This window comes from Ruegeria sp. CG11, from assembly GCF_056537245.1.
This window is the reverse complement of the sequence record NZ_JBQFRE010000012.1, coordinates 23,670-41,736: the sequence shown is the minus strand read 5'-3', so window position 1 is coordinate 41,736 and position 18,067 is coordinate 23,670. Positions and strand designations below refer to the sequence as shown.

14 protein-coding genes are annotated in these 18,067 nt (G+C 59.8%); 8 read left to right on the top strand and 6 right to left on the bottom strand.

The window, feature by feature from the left end; genetic code table 11:
* The first annotated feature begins 251 nt into the window (after positions 1-251).
* Genes ACR0KW_RS18730 through ACR0KW_RS18720 form a run of 3 tightly spaced genes read left to right on the top strand, consistent with a single transcriptional unit; the run spans position 252 to position 4,060 of the window.
* The gene (locus tag ACR0KW_RS18730) at positions 252-2,156 is read left to right on the top strand and encodes a DUF3604 domain-containing protein (RefSeq protein ID WP_480806336.1); all 1,905 of its coding nucleotides are present in this window, start codon (positions 252-254) and stop codon (positions 2,154-2,156) included.
* 57 nt (positions 2,157-2,213) lie between these two features.
* The gene (locus ACR0KW_RS18725) at positions 2,214-3,056 is read left to right on the top strand and encodes a peptidyl-prolyl cis-trans isomerase (protein WP_480806335.1); all 843 of its coding nucleotides are present in this window, start codon (positions 2,214-2,216) and stop codon (positions 3,054-3,056) included.
* The gene (locus ACR0KW_RS18720; RefSeq protein ID WP_480806334.1) at positions 3,056-4,060 is read left to right on the top strand and encodes a HupE/UreJ family protein; all 1,005 of its coding nucleotides are present in this window, start codon (positions 3,056-3,058) and stop codon (positions 4,058-4,060) included. Before ACR0KW_RS18725 ends, ACR0KW_RS18720 begins: the two co-directional genes overlap by 1 nt.
* 25 nt (positions 4,061-4,085) lie before the next feature.
* Here the strand turns inward: ACR0KW_RS18720 and ACR0KW_RS18715 are convergent, their stop codons facing one another.
* From ACR0KW_RS18715 to ACR0KW_RS18690, 6 genes are all read right to left on the bottom strand, one after another.
* A complete protein-coding gene (locus tag ACR0KW_RS18715) occupies positions 4,086-4,835 on the bottom strand; it encodes a hypothetical protein (protein WP_480806333.1) in 750 nt (249 codons plus the stop codon).
* Between the two features lie 242 nt (positions 4,836-5,077).
* Positions 5,078-5,983 carry a sugar kinase gene (locus ACR0KW_RS18710; RefSeq protein ID WP_480806332.1) on the bottom strand — a complete coding sequence of 302 codons (906 nt, stop codon included), beginning with the start codon at positions 5,981-5,983 and terminating at the stop codon, positions 5,078-5,080.
* A gap of 1 nt (position 5,984) precedes the next feature.
* Positions 5,985-7,148: a mannonate dehydratase gene (gene uxuA / locus ACR0KW_RS18705; RefSeq protein WP_480806331.1), complete on the bottom strand. Its 1,164-nt coding sequence runs from the start codon at positions 7,146-7,148 to the stop codon at positions 5,985-5,987.
* Positions 7,149-7,170: 22 nt separating this feature from the next.
* Positions 7,171-7,905 (bottom strand): FCD domain-containing protein, encoded by a 735-nt coding sequence (locus ACR0KW_RS18700; RefSeq protein WP_170327686.1) that lies wholly within the window; start codon positions 7,903-7,905, stop codon positions 7,171-7,173.
* A complete protein-coding gene (locus ACR0KW_RS18695; protein ID WP_480806330.1) occupies positions 7,902-9,722 on the bottom strand; it encodes a glycoside hydrolase family 2 protein in 1,821 nt (606 codons plus the stop codon). Before ACR0KW_RS18695 ends, ACR0KW_RS18700 begins: the two co-directional genes overlap by 4 nt.
* Positions 9,723-9,737: 15 nt before the next feature.
* Complete coding sequence (locus tag ACR0KW_RS18690) at positions 9,738-10,718, bottom strand: TRAP transporter substrate-binding protein (RefSeq protein ID WP_480806329.1); 981 nt, start codon at positions 10,716-10,718, stop codon at positions 9,738-9,740.
* A gap of 230 nt (positions 10,719-10,948) precedes the next feature.
* Here ACR0KW_RS18690 and ACR0KW_RS18685 point away from each other — a divergent pair, with 230 nt between their 5' ends.
* The 5 genes from ACR0KW_RS18685 to uxaC are packed head-to-tail and all read left to right on the top strand — an operon-like array spanning position 10,949 to position 18,059.
* Positions 10,949-11,473 (top strand): TRAP transporter small permease, encoded by a 525-nt coding sequence (locus ACR0KW_RS18685; protein ID WP_480806328.1) that lies wholly within the window; start codon positions 10,949-10,951, stop codon positions 11,471-11,473.
* Positions 11,474-11,482: 9 nt separating this feature from the next.
* Positions 11,483-12,784 carry a TRAP transporter large permease gene (locus tag ACR0KW_RS18680; RefSeq protein ID WP_480806327.1) on the top strand — a complete coding sequence of 434 codons (1,302 nt, stop codon included), beginning with the start codon at positions 11,483-11,485 and terminating at the stop codon, positions 12,782-12,784.
* Positions 12,785-12,793: 9 nt separating this feature from the next.
* A complete protein-coding gene (locus tag ACR0KW_RS18675; RefSeq protein ID WP_480806326.1) occupies positions 12,794-15,178 on the top strand; it encodes a glycoside hydrolase family 31 protein in 2,385 nt (794 codons plus the stop codon).
* A gap of 17 nt (positions 15,179-15,195) precedes the next feature.
* Positions 15,196-16,659 (top strand): mannitol dehydrogenase family protein, encoded by a 1,464-nt coding sequence (locus ACR0KW_RS18670; RefSeq protein WP_480806325.1) that lies wholly within the window; start codon positions 15,196-15,198, stop codon positions 16,657-16,659.
* Positions 16,656-18,059: a glucuronate isomerase gene (uxaC, locus tag ACR0KW_RS18665; protein ID WP_480806324.1), complete on the top strand. Its 1,404-nt coding sequence runs from the start codon at positions 16,656-16,658 to the stop codon at positions 18,057-18,059. The genes ACR0KW_RS18670 and uxaC overlap by 4 nt, the downstream gene beginning before the upstream one ends.
* Positions 18,060-18,067 lie beyond the last annotated feature (8 nt).

Genomic DNA, 18,067 nt, shown 5'->3' with positions numbered 1-18,067 from the left:
GATTGGAGGTCACACAAAGGGTAAAATATAAATAGAACTCGCCCCTTATACCAAAAACAGCCTTACCCGATGGCAACAACCCTGGCGCTTGCCCTCCAGCCCTTAGGCAACCGCAAGAATTCAGCCCACGCCGGAAATGGCACATTGCACTACGATGAAAATTCCATTCTAAAATGCGAATGCTAATAGACTTCGATGCCGATGACGGTGTCGTTTCCCATTGGGTTTGCATCTTGAAAGTGGAGGCAAAAATGCGCCGAGCACATGTGCTGAAAACCATCCCACTTGTTCTTGCGGCGTCACCGGTCGCAGCTGAGGAAGCAATCCAGGTTCCGCCGGAAAGCGCCGGGTATTCGCCCTATCTGGAACAGGACTTCCCCAATCAGGTATTGTTCGGCGACACCCACCTGCATACGGCCTATTCGGCCGATGCCGGTCTGGCTTTGGCCACCCTGTCTCCTGACGACGCCTATCGGTTTGCCAAAGGTGAGGCCGTGACGTCCTCTCTGGGGGTTCCCGCCCGTCTGGAGCGGCCGCTGGATTGGATGGTGGTGACGGATCACGCCGAAAATCTGGGCCTTCCCACCGCGCTGAACTCGGGCGATCCTGTGATGCAATCGAATGATTGGAGCCGCTCGATCGCCGAGGCTTTTGAGCCAAGAACGATGGACGCCGTTCTCGAAGCGTATGGTATCTGGTTCGGCGAGGTGAACATACCCGGCGCAACCGACCCTATGGCCGGAACTGGTCTGGCCGAAACCTATTGGGCTAAAACCACCGAGGCTGCCGAGCGCCACTATCAACCCGGCGCGTTTACAACCTTCATCGGCTTTGAGTGGACAAGCTCGCCCACCGGAAACAACCTGCACCGAAACGTCATTTTCCGTGACGGCAAGGACATGGCGGATCAGATCGTTCCCCTGTCTTCATATGATACGGAAGATCCCGAAAAGCTCTGGGATTGGCTGCAGAGCTATGAAGACAAGACCGGCGGTCAGGTTCTGGCGCTGGCCCATAACGGCAACCTGTCCAACGGCTTGATGTTCGATGACGTCACCTTGTCGGGTGAGCCGCTCAGCGCGGACTACGCCGCCCGTCGCCAAAGGTGGGAGCCGATTTATGAGGTCACCCAGATGAAAGGCGACGGTGAGGCACATCCTTTCCTGTCACCTGAAGACGAGTTCGCTGATTTCGAAACCTGGGACAAGGGCAGCTTTGGAACGCAGCTCAAGACCCCCGACATGCTGCCGCGCGAATATGCGCGCGAAGCGTTGAAACGTGGGTTGGCCTATCAACGCGATCTGGGCGGAAATCCCTTTAAAATCGGCGTGGTAGGGTCAACCGACAGCCACACCGGCCTTGCCACATCCACCGAGGATAACTTTTTCGGCAAGGTTTCCGCGCTGGAGCCCACCAATGATCCCATCCGCATGGAAGAAGCCATTACCGGGGCGCTGACGCCGGATGACCCATCGGACGACATCACGGCTGCTTACAGTTCGGCGTCGGGTCTGGCCGCAGTCTGGGCCCGCGAAAACACCCGCGAAGCGATCTGGGACGCGATGAAGCGGCGCGAAGTCTTTGCGACCACCGGCACCCGCCTGCGCGTGCGTGTGTTTGCTGGCTATGATTTTGTCGAAGAAGACCTGACCCGCCCGGATTTCGCGGCCCGTGGCTATGCGGCAGGCGTCCCTATGGGGGGTGATCTGACAGCCCCCGCGGACGGTCAGGCGCCACGCTTTCTGATCCGCACCCTGCGTGATCCGGACGGCGCCAATCTGGACCGTGTGCAGGTCGTCAAAGGATGGCTGGATGCCGAGGGTAACACGCATGAGGCCATCTATGACATTGCCTGCGCGGGCAATCGCGGCCCAGCGGCGGATCATCGCTGCGATGCCCCCGTCGGCAATACCGTCGATCCGGAAAATGCAACCTACACCAATGCGATCGGCGCAACGGTGTTGGGCGCCTATTGGATGGACCCTAACTTCGACCCGAACCAGCACGCATTCTACTATGTGCGCGTGATCGAGATTCCGACACCGCGCTGGACAACCTACGACGCAAAGGTGTTCGGGGTCTCGGTGCCAGACGACGTTCCGGCGTCGGTGCAGGATCGCGCTTATACATCACCAATCTGGTACACACCAAGTTAACCTGAGTGGGCCGGTGATTTGCATCTGCCCCGACAGCCCTAATAAACGTGGTCCCGCATGTCCGTTCTCAAAGAACCCCTGTTTCATTTTTTCCTGCTGGGCGTCGCGATCTTCGGCTGGTTCAGCTATCTCAATCCGTCGCCGTCTACGCCCGATGGCGGAAACCAGATCGTTGTCGACATGCAGGACATAAATCGCCTGATCGACCAGTTCCAATCAACATGGCAACGCCCACCCGCACCTGAGGAACTGGCCGAGCTGCAAGAGGCCTTTTTACGGCAAGAGGTTCTGGTGCGTGAAGCCCGCGCGCTTGGCCTGGACCGGGGCGACAGCATCGTCCGCAACCGGCTGGCGCAAAAGATGGAGTTTCTGACCCTGTCGCTGGCCCAAGCTTCGGAACCCGACGACGCGGCCCTACAGGCACATCTGGCCGAAAACAAAGAGCGTTTCCTGCTGCCCGAACGGGTGGCCTTTGAGCAGGTCGCGGTGGGATCAACGCCCGAGAGCGCTCAGATCAACGAAATGCTGGGCGCCTTGAACGGGGGCGCGGACCCGGCGCAATTTGCCGGGCCAAGCCTGTTGCCGGCCGCGTTGCCGCTTAGCCCGGCGCAGAAGGTTGATGCCACTATGGGGCGTGGATTCCATGCCCTGCTGAACGACTTGCCCGTGGGACAGTGGGTTGGTCCCGTCCCGTCCGGGTTTGGCTATCATCTGGTGCGGGTCAACACCCGTGAATCAGCGCAACTCCCTGCATTTGAGGACGTTCGCGAAGATGTTCTTTTCGATTGGCGGCGCAATCTGAAATCCGACCTGTCCGAGGCGCAGTTTGATGCGCTGAAGGAAAAATATGACCTGATCACACCTGCGCCGGACGACATCGCCCGGAGGTTGGACCAGTGATGAAGCGCCTGCTGCTGGCCCTGTTGCTGGTTATTATGCCTGCCATCCAGGCTTTTGGCCACGCATTGGAACCCGGATTTGCGGATATCCGGCAGCTGACCCCGCAAACCTGGCAGGTGTTCTGGCGCAAACCGGACGTCGCGGGCCAGCCCATGGCCATTGCGCTGCACCTGCCCAACACGTGCACGCCGCAAACCGGACCTGAGCCCTTGTTCGACGGATCCGCCTGGATTTCGGTTTGGGTTGCCGACTGTCCCGAGGGGTTGACCGATGGCACGGTGTCTATCGAAGGTCTCTCGGGTCAGCGCACTGATGTTCTGTTGCGCCTTCAGATGCAAAGCGGGGCGACAGATACCATCCGTTTGACCCCCGACCAGCCAGAGCATCTGATCCCGGCGCAGACAGGAAGCTGGGGTGTTTTCAGCAGCTACCTGGCAATGGGTTTCGAACATATCCTCGAAGGGTGGGATCACCTTCTGTTCGTCTTTGCCCTGCTGGTGCTGATCCGTGATTTCTGGCGTCTGGTTGGGGCGATCACGGCCTTTACCCTTGCGCATTCCATCACGCTGGCGCTGGCGGCGCTGGGGCATCTTTCGGTGCCCGGCCCTCCGGTCGAGGCGATCATTGCGCTGTCCATTGTGTTTCTGGCCGTCGAGGCGCTCAAGTCCAGTGCCGGTGAAATGCGCCTGTCCGAACGCTACCCTTGGCTGATCGCGTTCGCCTTTGGCCTACTGCACGGGCTGGGCTTTGCCGGAGCCCTGCGCGAAATCGGCTTGCCGGAACAGGATATTTCAACCGCCCTGCTAGCCTTTAACCTGGGCGTCGAGGCCGGTCAGCTGGCCTTTGTCGGCGTTGTCCTGACCGCCGCCATAACCCTGCGCTTTGCCCTGCCCCGTGTCGCCGCGCACTGGCGCACCCCCGGAGATTTCACCGCAACCGCCATTAGCTATGGGATCGGTGCGGTGGCAACCTTCTGGTTTGTCGAGCGGGTCATGTCCTTCTGAACCGCGCGGCACCCTGACCGGACCATTATTTGGGAACCAGCAGCTTGGCCGTCAGACCAATCGTGTCGCGCGGGCCTGTCCCTGAGTCATAGAAGTCACGCTCGTAGCTCAATTGCCATTGCACAGGCAAACGGCCCGGCTGCGTCAGCTTGGACAATTTGATCCCCACCGGCAACGCAACAAATTCGCTGCTTTGCCAATCATAGACGATATTCATCTCGGATGTTCCGATTGACCACCCATCGTCAAGCTCGACATTCACGATCGGTTGCAGAGTCGACAGGTTCACATCCCGACGCGCGTTGTCGCCCGCGACGGTAAAGAGGTTCTGGTTGAAAAGCCCCAGTAGCCCCCATTCAGTCTGCGCCACGAAACCGGCTGCAGGACCCAGTGCCCACTTTTCCGCGCTCAGCCCATCGCTGCCTGTTGGCAGCAAGGCAACAACTCCGGCGCCGAACCGGCCCCATGGGCGATCAAAGGTCGTGAGGTTGAACAACGTGGCATCCGTAAATCCGGTTTCCCCCCCATCGTTATGGGTGAAGTACGGCAGCGTGAGGCGTGCGATATTATCCGTCCCCCCCAGGTGGAATGGGATCGCGCCGCGGAACTGAAGAACGTTTTGGGACCCGGACCTGTTATGCAGCGCCGGCGAATAAAAGTTCTGCAACTGGAACGCCATGAGGGACGCGGTCGGATCACTTGCTTCGCTTTCCAGAGACTGTTCAGCAAGTACAGGAGTGGCCACCAGCGAGATGCAGAAAGCAACTGAGCGCATCAAACCAATCGAGTGTTCGGGCATAGGATTAAACCGTTACAAATGTCCATTCCGCATCAATCGAATGCGAAGCCTGAGATGGCATTTGCACTATACGCACGGCACCGGAATTCCAACCGGGATTCGAAAGCTGCCGTTCGCCCGTAACGGTTCGTCCACAAGTTGACCGCGCCTGATCCGCGGACAAGGACACGCAACGCGCTTGGTTTTAGTGCGACTAACGGCCCTGCAAGACCTAGACCTCAAACCAACGCGCCAAAGCTGCCGATGACTTCCGCTGCATTGTCTGCGGCTTGGTGCACCGATGTCTCGAGAGGTTCGCCATTTCCCCAGGCCGCCAGAAATGCCCCGTTAAAACTGTCCCCGGCGGCGGTTGTGTCGCGAACCTGCTGCACCTGCCGCACTGGCACCCGGATGACGGGAGCGTCTGGCGTTTCAAGACATGTGACGTCGTCCCCGCCGTTCTTGACGATGACGAGACCACCGCCGAGCGCGCAGTATCGCTTTGCGGTGGCTTCGGGATCACTGTCGCCGAAAGCCGTCTGCTCATCCTCGAAAGACGGCAGGATGATGTCTGCAATCCGCGCGCCAGCTTCGATCCAACGGCGCATATCGGCCGTGCTTTGCCATAACCTTGGCCGGATATTGGGATCGAAGGCCACCTGCTTTCCCTGTTTTCGTGCAGTTTCCAGCACGCCCGTCAGGGTTTCTCGATCCGTTTCCGCGAGAATGGCAAGCGTAATTCCAGAGAAATAGATCAGGTCGCTGCCCGCGACCACCTGTTCCAACTCCTGCGGATCGGCGGCCAACTTGCGGGCGGCGCTATGGTCGCGCCAATAGACGAAACTCCTCTCACCCTCATTCAGTTCGATCAGATACAGGCCCATGGTCCGGTCGGGATCACGCCGGATCATGCCGGAATCGATGCCATGCGCCTTGGTGAATTCCACAAAACGGTCAGACAACGCATCGCTCCCGACCCGGGAATAAAACGAAACACGCCAGTCCTCACTCATCCGTTTGCGCGCATACCATGCCGTATTGAATACGTCCCCTGCAAACCCTTGATGAAAAACGCCGTCGCCCCGTGGCGACATTTCGACCATGCACTCGCCGATGCACAGAAGTGTTTTAGATGCGGCCACCATGTCAGATGCCGACAGCACTTAGAGTGTGCATGACACCGCGCAGCTCTGCTAGGCCGCGCAGCCGTCCGATTGCGGGATAGCCGGGAACCGAATCCCGTTCCAGATCGCTGAGAATGCGATGCCCATGATCTGGCCGCATCGGGATTTGAACGCCTGTTTCACGCTCCACCCGCATGATTTCGCGCACGACCCCGATCATGTCCAGATCACCGGCCAGATGCATGTCTTCGTGAAAACTCCGGGGGTCGTCTTCGCGTTTTACCGCGCGCAGATGCGCGAAATGGATGCGTGGCCCGAGCGAACGCGCGATTGCGACCAAATCGTTTTCAGAATGCGCACCCAGCGATCCGGTGCACAAGGTGAATCCCATCGCTGGCGACGCAGAGATTGCATCAATGGCCTCTAGATCGGCCTGGGTCGAGACGATCCGAGGCAGGCCAAAAATATCCATGGGCGGGTCGTCAGGATGGATCGACAGCTTTGCCCCTTCGGCCTCGGCCACTGGCAGAACGATTTCAAGAAACGCGGCAAGCTGGTGCCTGAGCGACGCATGATCGCGATCGTCATAAGCCGCAAGGCAGGCCTGGAAGGTATCCAGCGTATAGCTTTCCTCAGACCCCGGCAGGCCAGCAATAATCGTTCGCGTCAACTTGTCGAGCATCGGCTGATCAGCCTTCGCATACCAGTCTTCCGCCGCCGCCAGATCCTGTGCCGTATAGCTGTCCTGCGCTCCGTCGCGCTGCAAAACGAACAGGTCAAAGGCGGCATAGGCGCTGAAATCGAACCGCAAGGCCAGCGCCCCGTCGGGCAGGGCATAGTTCAGATCGGTACGCGTCCAGTCCAGCACCGGCATGAAGTTGTAACAGATGTTGCGGATGCCCTGACGGGCCAGGCGGCGCAGGTTTTCGGCCCAGATTTGTGCATAGCGCTCCCAGCCAGGCGCACCGGTTTTTATGTCCTCATGCACCGGAATGCTTTCGGTCACCACCCAGCGCAGCCCCGCCGCTTCGATCAACTCGCGGCGAGCTTTGATCGCCTCTTCCGGCCAGTCCTGACCGTTGGGAACCTCATGCAAGGCGGTAACGATCCCCTTCGCGCCGGTCTGACGGATATGAGCAAGCGGAATAGGGTCTTTCGGCCCGAACCAACGCCAACTTTCCAACATGACTGCCCCCTGTTCCCCGCGCTTAACCCGAGACCGTTTTGGAATACAAAAACCCGTCAAATTCGGGATCTTCGACGTCCGACAGGTCCAAAAGTGTCAGCCGGACATTTTCAAGATGTTGCCACATCGCCTGTCGCGCGCCCTCTGCATCACGACGGCGCAACGCCTCGAGGACGGCCGCGTGATCGTCCAGCCATTGACTGCGATAACCGATGTCGAAAATCCGCGAATGCAGCCTGTCCCACATCGGGCTGGATTCCCGCAAATGCCAGAGCGTATCAATCTGGTTGACCAGAACCGAGTTCTGCGTGGCCTCGGCAATTTGCAGGTGAAACTGGCGATCCGCGCTGTAGTCGTCTTCGCCGGTTTCGATCGAGCGTTTCTCCAACTCAAGTGTTTCACGCAGCGACAGGATATCGCCTTTGGTCACCGTGGTCGCCGCGAACCCGGCGATGCTGCTTTCCAACAGTTGCCGTGCCTGTAACAGCTCGAACGGGCCATAATCACCACCGGTCAGGCCTGACCGGCCGGGCTGACGATCCCGCACGTAGCTGCCCGAACCCTTGCGGACGTCCAGGTAGCCTTCGATCTCAAGCATGATGAATGCCTCGCGCACCAGCGACCGGCCAATCCCCATCTCTTTCGAGATCTGGCGCTCGGTCGGGAACTTGTCCCCCGGTTTGAAGCCATCCTGCGCGATCCGTTCAACCAGCTGCGCGGCCACTTCCTGATAGGGGCGTTTCGAGGCGTCGGTCATGCGGTCTCCGTCTTGTTGTCTTCGGTCGTGTCGGCGATCTGGTGGTAATACTCAGCCAGAATGTGAAATGCCTGCTTTTTCGTTTTCTTGTCTGCGGCGATCAGGCCTTTGTGATTATAGCCGTTCTGGAACTTGTTCTGGCGGCGTTCTACCCGGAAGTCGTACAGAATCCACGGCGACATGCCTTTGATATAGTCCAGACGCCGGAGGGTATCGATCTGGCGGCGATAGACCTCTGCCATGTAATCTTCGCTGAACAGCCCGGTCTTGGGACCATTTGGGCCGATCACCCCGTCCGCGCCGGTTTCCGAGATCACAACGGGTTTTTCCGGCGCTGAATTGGCACCGATCCGGGCCAGATCCTCGAAATCTTCTTCGTACCAGCCGTAATACTCGTTCAGCCCGATCACGTCGATATGGTCGGCCAGACGGTCTTCGATCCGGTTCTGGCTGTGGTTGACCAGACAGGCGGCCGAGGTCAGGCGCGTGGGGTCCAGCGCCTTGGCGGTTTCGGCCAGACGGCGCATGAAATCCAGACGCGCGTCGGTATCGGGGTTTTCATTACCCACCGACCAGATGATGACCGAGGCGCGGTTGCGATCGCGCATGATCAGCTCACGCAGCTGATTTTCGGCATCTCGATAGGTGGCGGGGTTGGTAAAATCGATGGCCCAGTAAACCGGAATTTCTTCCCACAGCAAAAAGCCCAACTCATCAGCAATTTCGGCCGCCCGTTCATGATGTGGGTAATGCGCCAGGCGTAGGAAGTTGCAGCCCAGTTCCCGCGCGTGCTCGAAACGTCGGCGCAGGTCAGCCTCATTCGTGACTTTGCCCAAAGTGGCATCGTCTTCGTGAACGGATATTCCACGCAGGAAGATCGGCTCTCCGTTCAGCAGGATATCCGTGCTGCGCCCTTCGATCTGACGGAACCCGACCCGGTCGGCCACCTGGTCCGCGCCCAGAGTGACGCTGACATCATAGAGTTTCGGATTGTCAGGCGACCAAAGCACCGGGCGGGCAGATATCTCGGCCTCACTCTGCCCGTTCTGGATCGGGATATCCTGCGACAGGCCAAGCTCGGGGATGTCCACACGGGCCGGTCCAGCATCGAGGCCGTCTACCACTAGTTCGACCTTGATGCGGGAATAGCTGCCATCGGGCACCAGATGGATCGCGAAGTTCCGGATCACGGTCTGGGGCGTGTCATACAGCGCCACCTCACGATAGAGGCCGCCATAGTTGAACCAGTCGGTGTTGCGCATCGGCACGCGGTCCAGCGTGCGGGTGTTGTTGACGCAGGCCATCAGCCAGTTGCGCCCCGGCCGCAGCTTTCCGGTCAGTTCCACGCAAAACGGCGTCGAGGCACCGTAGTGATTGCCGAGAAACTCTCCGTTCAGGAAAATCTTGCAGGCATAAGCTGCGGCCCCGATACGCAGGAATTGCCGCCGCGCGGGGTCAATTTCCTCGACATCCAGCGCCCGCGTGTACCAGGCGCTGCCTTCGAAGAAATACCATTTTTCTTTCAGCATGGCCCAGTTCGACGGAATTCGCACGGTCTCGCCATCAAACGGGTCATAGTCCCAGGGCTCTGTCCGGTCTTCGGGGGCTGCGGGCTGCATCTCATACCATTTCTGGCGCAGTCCGGTGTCCAATAGATCGACACAGAATTTCCAGAACCCATCAAGGGGGCGCGATGCCCGGCCGCCAGTAAACAGCAGCGTATCGGCGTTCAGGTTCTGCGGGTTCAGAGGCACATCATAGGCCTCGTCATGCAGCGCCTGAAGTGCGTTTTCCGCCAATTCTGACCGTTCAAGCATCGCGCCGTTCCTAACTTAAGGGGCCATTGCCTTGATGCGCTGGATCAGGTCCGCCACCACCGGTGAGTTCGCCGCAGCCTCTTCATGCATCGGCAGAACCGCCTCGATGAAGGGGCCTTTTTCAACCTCGATGAACTTGACGCCCAGTTCGGTCTTCGCCTGCTCGACAGCAGCGGCGCTCATGGCGTCCCATTGTTCGCGGTGGAACACCATCGAATCCCTGGCCGCCTGACGCAAAGCCGCTTGCTGATCTTCGTTCAGGTCGTTCCAGCTCTGGGTCGAGATCATCACCACGGACGGGATCATCGTGTGACCGTCATCGGAATAAACCTTGGACACCTCGCCGTGCCGCGCGCTGGTCAGCGCCATCGGGTTGTTTTCGGCCCCATCGACCACACCCTGCTGCAGCGCGCTGTAAAGCTCACCCCATGCAATCGGTGTCGGGTTGCCGCCCAGCAGCTCAACCATCCGAATGGCCGAGGGGCTGGGTTGCACCCGGATTTTCATGCCTGCCAGATCGGCCGGTGAGTGGATTTCCTTGTTGGCATAAAAAGACCGCGCACCTTCGATATAATAGGTCAGCCCGATAAAGCCCTTGTCTGCCGAAGAGGCCAGAATGTCGTCGCCCACATCGCTGCTGAGAACGTCAAAGTAATGATCGGCGCTGGTGAAAATATAGGGCAGGTTCAGCGCGCCATAGGATTCCTCGAACGCTTCCAGTTCGCTGGCATTCGACCGCGCCATATCCAGCGAGCCGTTCTGCATCAACTCCATCGATTCGCGCTGGGTGCCAAGCTGTGCGTTGGCAAAGATGCGAATCTTGAGATCGCCGTCGGTCAGTTCTTCGACCCGGTCCGCCATGAACTCCATCGACTTGTGCAACGGGTGGTCTTCGGGGTTGTTGTGGTTCAGCCGCAGGGTCTTGGCCTCGGCCGCAACCGACAGGGCCATGAAACTGACCGCCATGGCAGCGGTGATCTTCGAGAATTTGGACATAGTCTCCTCCCAATCGCGGGCCGGTGCGGCAGGCTGTTCGGAACCTGCATGAATAAGAACTGATTCGGCGCCACGGACCGCCCGCCGGCCTGTGACAGGCAATGTGATCGCCCAATAATTAAAATTAGTCAACCAAAAATCACAAATTGGTTGACCAATTTTGTTTTATAGGGCAAGAGCAGTGGCGAAACGATCCGGGTGAGGACCCCGGCCCCGTTGGGAGGAAATTGATGAAACAAATGACTGCGGCGGTGGATACCGTGCTTCGCCTCACTATCGTGATCGCATTTGCGGTCCTGGTGGCCTGCGTGATCTGGCAGGTTTTTTCACGGTACGTTCTGGGCACCCCCAGCACTGTCACTGATGAAATGGCGCGTTTCCTGTTCATTTGGGTGGCTCTTTTGGGCGGAGCCTACACGTTGGGGCAGCGTCGACACCTGGCAATCGACCTGCTGCCAACGATCACGCATGGGGTGCCGCGCCTATTGGTCAACGGGGCCATCATTGGCGCAATCGCGCTGTTTGCCTGTGTGGTCATGCTCTATGGCGGCTGGAACCTCGTCTCGCGCACGCTCGAGACCGGGCAGGTCTCGCCTGCGCTGCGGTTGCCGATGGGGGTGGTCTACATCGCCATCCCGGCCTCGGGGCTGGCCATCCTGTTTTATTGCCTGGGGTTTGTGGTTGATTTGGCGAGCACAGGCCAAGGCCCGAATGAACGGTTAGAGCCGATCGCCCCCGGCGGGCCTTTGGACTAGGAGCCTGTCATGGATATTCAGTCTGTCGCCACACTTTTCGGAACTTTCGCCCTGCTCATGGCATTGGGCGTTCCGATTGCGTTTTCCATTGGCCTATCGGCGCTGGCCACGTTCCTGCTGTTCATGTCCTTCGACCAGTCGGTCTATATCGTGGCACAGCAGGTCGCGTCGGGGTTGGACAGTTTCACCCTGCTGGCGATCCCGTTCTTCATCCTTGCCGGCAACATCATGAACCGCGGCGGCATCGCGCTGCGCCTGATCGAGTTTGCCAAGGTCCTTGGTGGACGACTGCCGGGGGCTCTGGCCCATTGCAACGTCATCGCCAACATGATGTTCGGATCGATCTCGGGCTCGGCCGTGGCGTCAGCAGCGGCGGTGGGCGGAGTCATGTCCCCGCTTCAGCGCAAGGAAGGCTATGATCCAGCCTATTCCACGGCCGTGAACGTCGCCTCGTGTCCGACGGGCCTTTTGATCCCGCCCAGTTCCACCTTCATTGTCTATTCGTTGATCACTAACGGAACCTCGGTCGCGGCGTTGTTCGTGGCGGGTTACCTGCCCGGCATCCTGATGGGGGTCTGCCTGATGGTGGTTGCAGGCCTCATTGCCAAACGGCGCGGATACCCCGTGGCCGAACGGCCGTCGCTGCGCGAAACCTCCGAGAAAGCCCTGAACGCAATGCTGCCGCTGGGTCTGATCGTGATCGTGATGGGGGGCATCGTCGGAGGCATTTTCACCGCCACCGAAGCCTCGGCCGTGGCGGTGGTCTATACGTTGTTCCTGGCGCTGGTCTGGTATCGCGAGATCACGGTAAAAGAGCTTCCGGGGATCATTCTGGAAAGCGCGGTGACGACCTCGATCGTGTTGCTGATGATCGGGTGTTCGATTGCGATGTCCAAGGCGATGGCATTTGCCGATATTCCCTATTCGATCTCGGATGCGTTGCTGGGCCTGTCCGAGAACCCGCTGGTGCTGTTGTTGATCATCAACATCGCCCTGCTGGTGGTCGGTACTTTCATGGATATGACCCCTGCCCTGCTGATCTTTACACCGATCTTCCTGCCTGTGGTCAGCGATCTGGGTATGGACCCGGTGCATTTCGGCGTGGTGATGACTTTCAACCTGTGCATCGGGATCTGCACACCCCCGGTCGGGTCAGCCCTGTTTGTGGGCTGCTCGGTCGGCGGGGTGAAGATTGGCGAGGTCATCCGCCCCATGCTTCCGTTCTATGCGGTGCTGGTGGTTCTGCTGCTGATCGTGACTTACTTTCCGCAGATCAGCCTGTTCTTGCCGCGTTTGCTGCTTGGGTATTGAGGTCGCACCATGAAACCTCTGCGTCACTGGACCCTACAGCATCATGACCGAGATGGGTTGACCCTGCTGGTTGAGGGCCAGCACCTGATGAAGATTGTGGTGTTGGAGCACAATCTGATCCGTGTGCAGCTTTTGCGGGATGGGCAATGGCAGATGGACAAAAGCTGGTCGGTGGCGCCTGCGGGCGATGTCCCCTGGCAGGGGCGACACCGCGAGGATCGCAGCGGGTTCGCGTGCCCGGGTTGCAGGGTTGATCTGAACAACGGTCTGGTTCTGGAAACCGACCAACTGCGCCTGAGCGTTCTGGAACCGCTGGCCTTGCGATGGGAGTGCAGGACCGATCCGGCGCAGCCATGGCAGCCTTTGGCCGAGGATCGCACCACCGGTGCCTATCAGATCGCCCGGAACGGTCGGCAAGTGGCACATTTCATGCACCGTTTTCCGGGGGAACGGTACTTCGGGCTGGGTGAAAAAACCGGGCCACTGGAGCGCAACGGCCGCCGGTTCGAGATGCGCAATCTAGATGCAATGGGATATGACGCGCGCAGCACGGACCCTTTGTACAAGCACATCCCCTTCACAATCACCGAACGCCCCGTCTCGGGAGCATCGGCGCTGTTCTACGACAACCTGTCGACAAGCTGGTTCGATCTGGGGAACGAGCTGGACAACTACCACGCCCCCTATCGGCTCTGGAGGGCCGAGGCCGGCGATCTGGACCTCTATGTCAGTTGGGCACCGGACCTGCGCGGCGTGATCAAACAACATGCAGCGCTGACGGGCGGCACAGCCTTTCTGCCGCGCTGGAGCCTGGGTTACTCTGCGTCTTCGATGGCTTACACCGATGCCGAAAACGCTCAGGATCAGATGCTGGGATTTCTGGGCCAACTGCGAGAACACGACATTCCCTGCGACAGTTTTCAGATGTCGTCGGGCTACACCTCGATTGAAGACCGCCGTTACGTCTTCAACTGGAACACCGACAAGTTCCCCCGCTTTCAGACGGTCACCGATGAGTTTGTGGCGGAAGGCATCCACCTGATCGCCAATATCAAACCGGTGCTTCTGGACGATCACCCACAATATGACGCAGCCGCCCGAGACGGCCTGTTTGTGCGGGACCCAGACACAGATGCCCCCGAGACCTCGCAATTCTGGGACGGGCAAGGCAGCCATCTGGATTTCACCAACCCGGCCACTATCCGCTGGTGGCAATCGAATGTCACCGACGCGCTGTTACAGCGCGGGATCGGCTCGACGTGGAATGACAATAACGAATATGAAATCTGGGACAGTGCTGCCCGCTGCAATGGTTTCGGTGAAGAATGCGGCATTGAACAAGTCCGCCCTTTAATGAGCCAGCTCATGACCCGCGCCTCGGACGAGGCGCAGCGTGCTTTTGACCCCAACACGCGGCCCTATCTGATTTCCCGCTGCGCCGCGCCGGGCACACAGCGCTATGCCCAGACCTGGACCGGAGACAACCGAACCAGTTGGGAGACGTTGAAATGGAATATCCCGATGGGGCTGGGGCTCAGTATGTCGGGGTTTTTCAACATCGGCCATGATGTCGGCGGGTTTGCCGGGGCAAAACCCGATCCGGAACTGTTTCTGCGCTGGGTCCAGAACGGGGTTTTCCACCCGCGTTTCACCATTCATTCCTGGAATGACGACGGCACGGTCAACGAACCCTGGATGCACCCCGAGGTTACGGACCTCGTGCGCGACGCGATCCGTCTGCGCTATCGTCTGCTACCTTATCTCTATACCCAGCTGTATCGCGCGGCGACCGCGCAGGAGCCGATCCTCAGACCCCTGTTTCTGGACTTTCCAGACGACCCCGCCTGCCGGGGCTGTCAGTTCGATTTCATGCTTGGGCCGGACCTGCTGGTGGCCTCGGTCATTGAACCGGGCGCAACGCACCGCGACGTTGTTCTGCCCGAGTGGCCCGGCGGCTGGTGGCATCTGGAGACCGAAACCTGGCACCCGGGTGGAACCCGCCTCGAGCTGCCGGTCACCTTGTCCAGCACCCCGGTTTTTGTGAAAGGCGGTGCGGTGCTGCCGCTGTCGGAAGACACCAGCCAGGCCGCGCCGGAGCTTGAGGGCCGCAGGGTTCTGATGGCCTTTCCCGCTGCGCAACACGGTGCCTCCTACACCTCATGGATGTATGACGATGACGGCAAAAGCACCGCCGCGATGGACGGGCAATTCTGCCTGACCCGGATTGAGCTTCGCGGCGGCGCGCAGGAAGCGACTCTGTCATGGTCAATGTCAGGCGACAGGTCGCCCCATTTCGATCACGTGGAAATCCGCACACCTCTGGGGCAGGCTCTAACCGTGCAGGGGCAACGCCATGAGTCCGGTGGGCTCCACCGTTTTCAGATGCAGAAATAAGGGCACAGGAGGACGTTTTGCAAAGCTCAGACATCCCGGTGGTTCAGGCCGGATATGACCGCTCCGCCTTGCGACCGCGCATTCTGCACCTTGGATTTGGTGCCTTCGCCCGGGCGCATCCGCTGCTCTATACCGATCTTGCGTTGGAAGAAACGCAAGCCGATTGGGGCGTGGTTGCGGCGCGGTTGAATACCGGGGCCGACCAGCTGAGCGTGCTGGATCAGGCGGGGGGCTGGTACGCCGTTGTCACCACATCCGACCAAGGCGCCTCGGCTCGCCGGGTCGGCTGTATCACACAGACCCTGCATCCCGGGCGGGACGGCTCAGATGCGATACCTGACCTGATGGCCAGCCCGGCCTTAGGTATCGTCACGCTGACCATTACCGAGAAAGGGTATTGCCTTTCCGGGGATCAGCTTGACCTGACCTTGCCGGGCATCCGCCACGACCTTGAAAACCCCCAAGCCCCCAAAACCGCCATCGGAACCATTGTCGAGGGACTGCATCGGCGCAGATCGGCAGAGCATGGCGGGTTGACCGTCCTGTCCTGCGATAACCTGCCTGCAAATGGTCACGCCTGCCGAAAGGCGATTCTGGCGCTAGCCCAGATGCGTGACGCCACGCTGGCGGAATGGATCGCCGACACCTGCACCTTCCCTTGTTCGATGGTCGACCGGATCGTGCCCGCGATGACCGATGAGGGCCAAGTTCTGCTGACACGAATACTGGGCCACCCGGACCCGAACGGCATTTTGTGCGAACCGTTTCGCCAATGGGTGATTGAGGATGATTTCGCCGCCGGTCGCCCTGACTGGCATCTGGCCGGGGCCGAGTTTGTAGACGATGTCGCCCCGTTCGAAGAGATGAAGCTGCGGATGCTGAACGGCGCACATTCCTGTCTGGCCTATCTTGGGGCGCTGGCCCGGCATGAGACTGTAGCGGATTGTATGCAGGACCCGGTGTTCCGCGCAGCAGCTCGACACCTGATGCTGAACGAGCAGGCCCCCACCCTGCGCATGCCCGATCATATTGACCTGACCGCATATGCCGATCGCCTGATCGAGCGGTTCAGCAACAGCCATCTGCATCACCGGACGATCCAGATCGCGGCCGATGGCAGCCAGAAATTGCCGCAGCGTCTGCTGACCCCGATCGCTGATCACCTGCCCGACGGCTCGCCCTGGCCTATTTCAGCCTTGGCCGTCGCGGGATGGATGCGGTTTCTGCGTGGGCAGACGGAGGACGGTTCGGCCCTGACCGTTCAGGACCCGTTGGCCGATACGTTGGCACAATGCGCCAATCTCCCCGACGGAGACACCTATTTCGACGCTCTTTTGGGCCTCGAGCAGGTGTTTCCCTCCGATCTCGTGGTCACTCCCGGTTTCCAAGTCACGCTTCACAGCGCCTATCAGGCACTTTCAATACTTGGCGCACGGGAGGCTCTGTCCCAAGCCATGCAGCTGGAGGACCTCAACCCGTGACCGAATTTCTGAGCGACAATTTCCTGCTGACCACTCCGCAGGCCGAACGGCTTTATCATGAGGTCGCGGCCCCGCTGCCTATCGTCGATTTCCACAACCACCTCGACCCGCAGGCGATCCTGCAGGACCGGGTCTGGTCCGATCTGGGAGAGATCTGGCTGGAAGGCGACCATTACAAATGGCGGGCGATGCGCTGGAATGGGATCGACGAGGCACATGTCACCGGCAGCGCCAGCTACCGCGACAAATTCCGCGCCTTTGCCGAAACGCTGCCCCATTGTCTGGGCAATCCGCTGTATCACTGGAGTCACCTAGAACTGTCCCGCTACTTCGACTGGCAGGGGGTGCTGAGCCCCGACACCGCAGAAGAGGTTTGGGAGGTTGCCGGTTCCAAACTGTCTCAGCACGATTGCTCGGCGCGCGGATTGCTGCGGCAGATGAATGTGCGCTTTGTCGGAACGACGGATGATCCTTGTGACGACTTGAGCGCCCACAAGGCCCTGGCGGCGGATCCCGATCTGGGATTCACAGTAGCCCCAAGTTTCCGCCCTGACGCGGCCTTCAAGATCGAAAAGTCCGGCTATGGGGCCTATCTCGACCGGCTGTCGGACACCTCAGGTGTCCAAATCAGAGGGTTTGACGATCTGATCACGGCGCTGCTTGTCCGTCTGGACGCCTTCGTCGAAGCCGGGTGCAAGGCGACGGATCACGGGTTGGACCGCCTGACCGCGTTCGAACCCCTTACCGGATCGGACCGCGACGCCATTCTGGACCGCGCCCGCAGGGGCGAGCCGACAACCGCGCAGGAACAGGCGGATTTTCAGGCTGCCACCCTGATCGAACTGGGCCGCGCCTACACACAGCGTGGGCTAGTCATGCAGTTCCATATCGGGGCGCTGCGCAACACAAACACGCGCCTGTTCAATCTACTTGGGCCGGATATCGGCTGCGACTCGATCAACGATGCTGCAATCGCGGCGCCGCTGAATGCGCTGCTGAACGCCATTGAAAACCACGGCGGCCTGCCGCGGACCATCCTGTATGGGCTAGACCCCTCACAGAACGAAATACTGGTGACCACAGCCGGGAACTTTCAGGACGGCAGCGAACCGGGGAAAATACAGGCGGGCACGGCCTGGTGGTTCAACGACCAGCTCGATGGGATGGAGCGCCAGATGACCCAGCTGGCGCAAATGGGTCTGCTGTCGCGGTTCGTCGGAATGCTGACCGACTCGCGCTCATTTCTGTCCTTCCCGCGGCATGAGTATTTCAGGCGCCTGCTGTGCCAGATGATCGGCCGCTGGATGTCCGAGGGCCATATGCCCGACGACATGGCATTGGCAGAGGGTCTGGTCACGCGCGTTTGCTACGACAATCCGGCAAACTGGTTTCTGAACTGAGGGCGGTT

What these genes read in the sequence shown, in the direction of transcription:
- ACR0KW_RS18690 (WP_480806329.1), bottom strand. Translation starts at nt 10,718, where the DNA reads ATGTCCAAATTCTCGAAGATCACCGCTGCCATGGCGGTCAGTTTCATG.
- ACR0KW_RS18680 (WP_480806327.1), top strand. Translation starts at nt 11,483, where the DNA reads ATGGATATTCAGTCTGTCGCCACACTTTTCGGAACTTTCGCCCTGCTC.
- ACR0KW_RS18700 (WP_170327686.1), bottom strand. Translation starts at nt 7,905, where the DNA reads ATGACCGACGCCTCGAAACGCCCCTATCAGGAAGTGGCCGCGCAGCTG.
- ACR0KW_RS18710 (WP_480806332.1), bottom strand. Translation starts at nt 5,983, where the DNA reads ATGGTGGCCGCATCTAAAACACTTCTGTGCATCGGCGAGTGCATGGTC.
- ACR0KW_RS18715 (WP_480806333.1), bottom strand. Translation starts at nt 4,835, where the DNA reads ATGCGCTCAGTTGCTTTCTGCATCTCGCTGGTGGCCACTCCTGTACTT.
- ACR0KW_RS18685 (WP_480806328.1), top strand. Translation starts at nt 10,949, where the DNA reads ATGAAACAAATGACTGCGGCGGTGGATACCGTGCTTCGCCTCACTATC.
- ACR0KW_RS18725 (WP_480806335.1), top strand. Translation starts at nt 2,214, where the DNA reads ATGTCCGTTCTCAAAGAACCCCTGTTTCATTTTTTCCTGCTGGGCGTC.
- ACR0KW_RS18720 (WP_480806334.1), top strand. Translation starts at nt 3,056, where the DNA reads ATGAAGCGCCTGCTGCTGGCCCTGTTGCTGGTTATTATGCCTGCCATC.
- ACR0KW_RS18695 (WP_480806330.1), bottom strand. Translation starts at nt 9,722, where the DNA reads ATGCTTGAACGGTCAGAATTGGCGGAAAACGCACTTCAGGCGCTGCAT.
- ACR0KW_RS18675 (WP_480806326.1), top strand. Translation starts at nt 12,794, where the DNA reads ATGAAACCTCTGCGTCACTGGACCCTACAGCATCATGACCGAGATGGG.
- uxuA (WP_480806331.1), bottom strand. Translation starts at nt 7,148, where the DNA reads ATGTTGGAAAGTTGGCGTTGGTTCGGGCCGAAAGACCCTATTCCGCTT.
- ACR0KW_RS18730 (WP_480806336.1), top strand. Translation starts at nt 252, where the DNA reads ATGCGCCGAGCACATGTGCTGAAAACCATCCCACTTGTTCTTGCGGCG.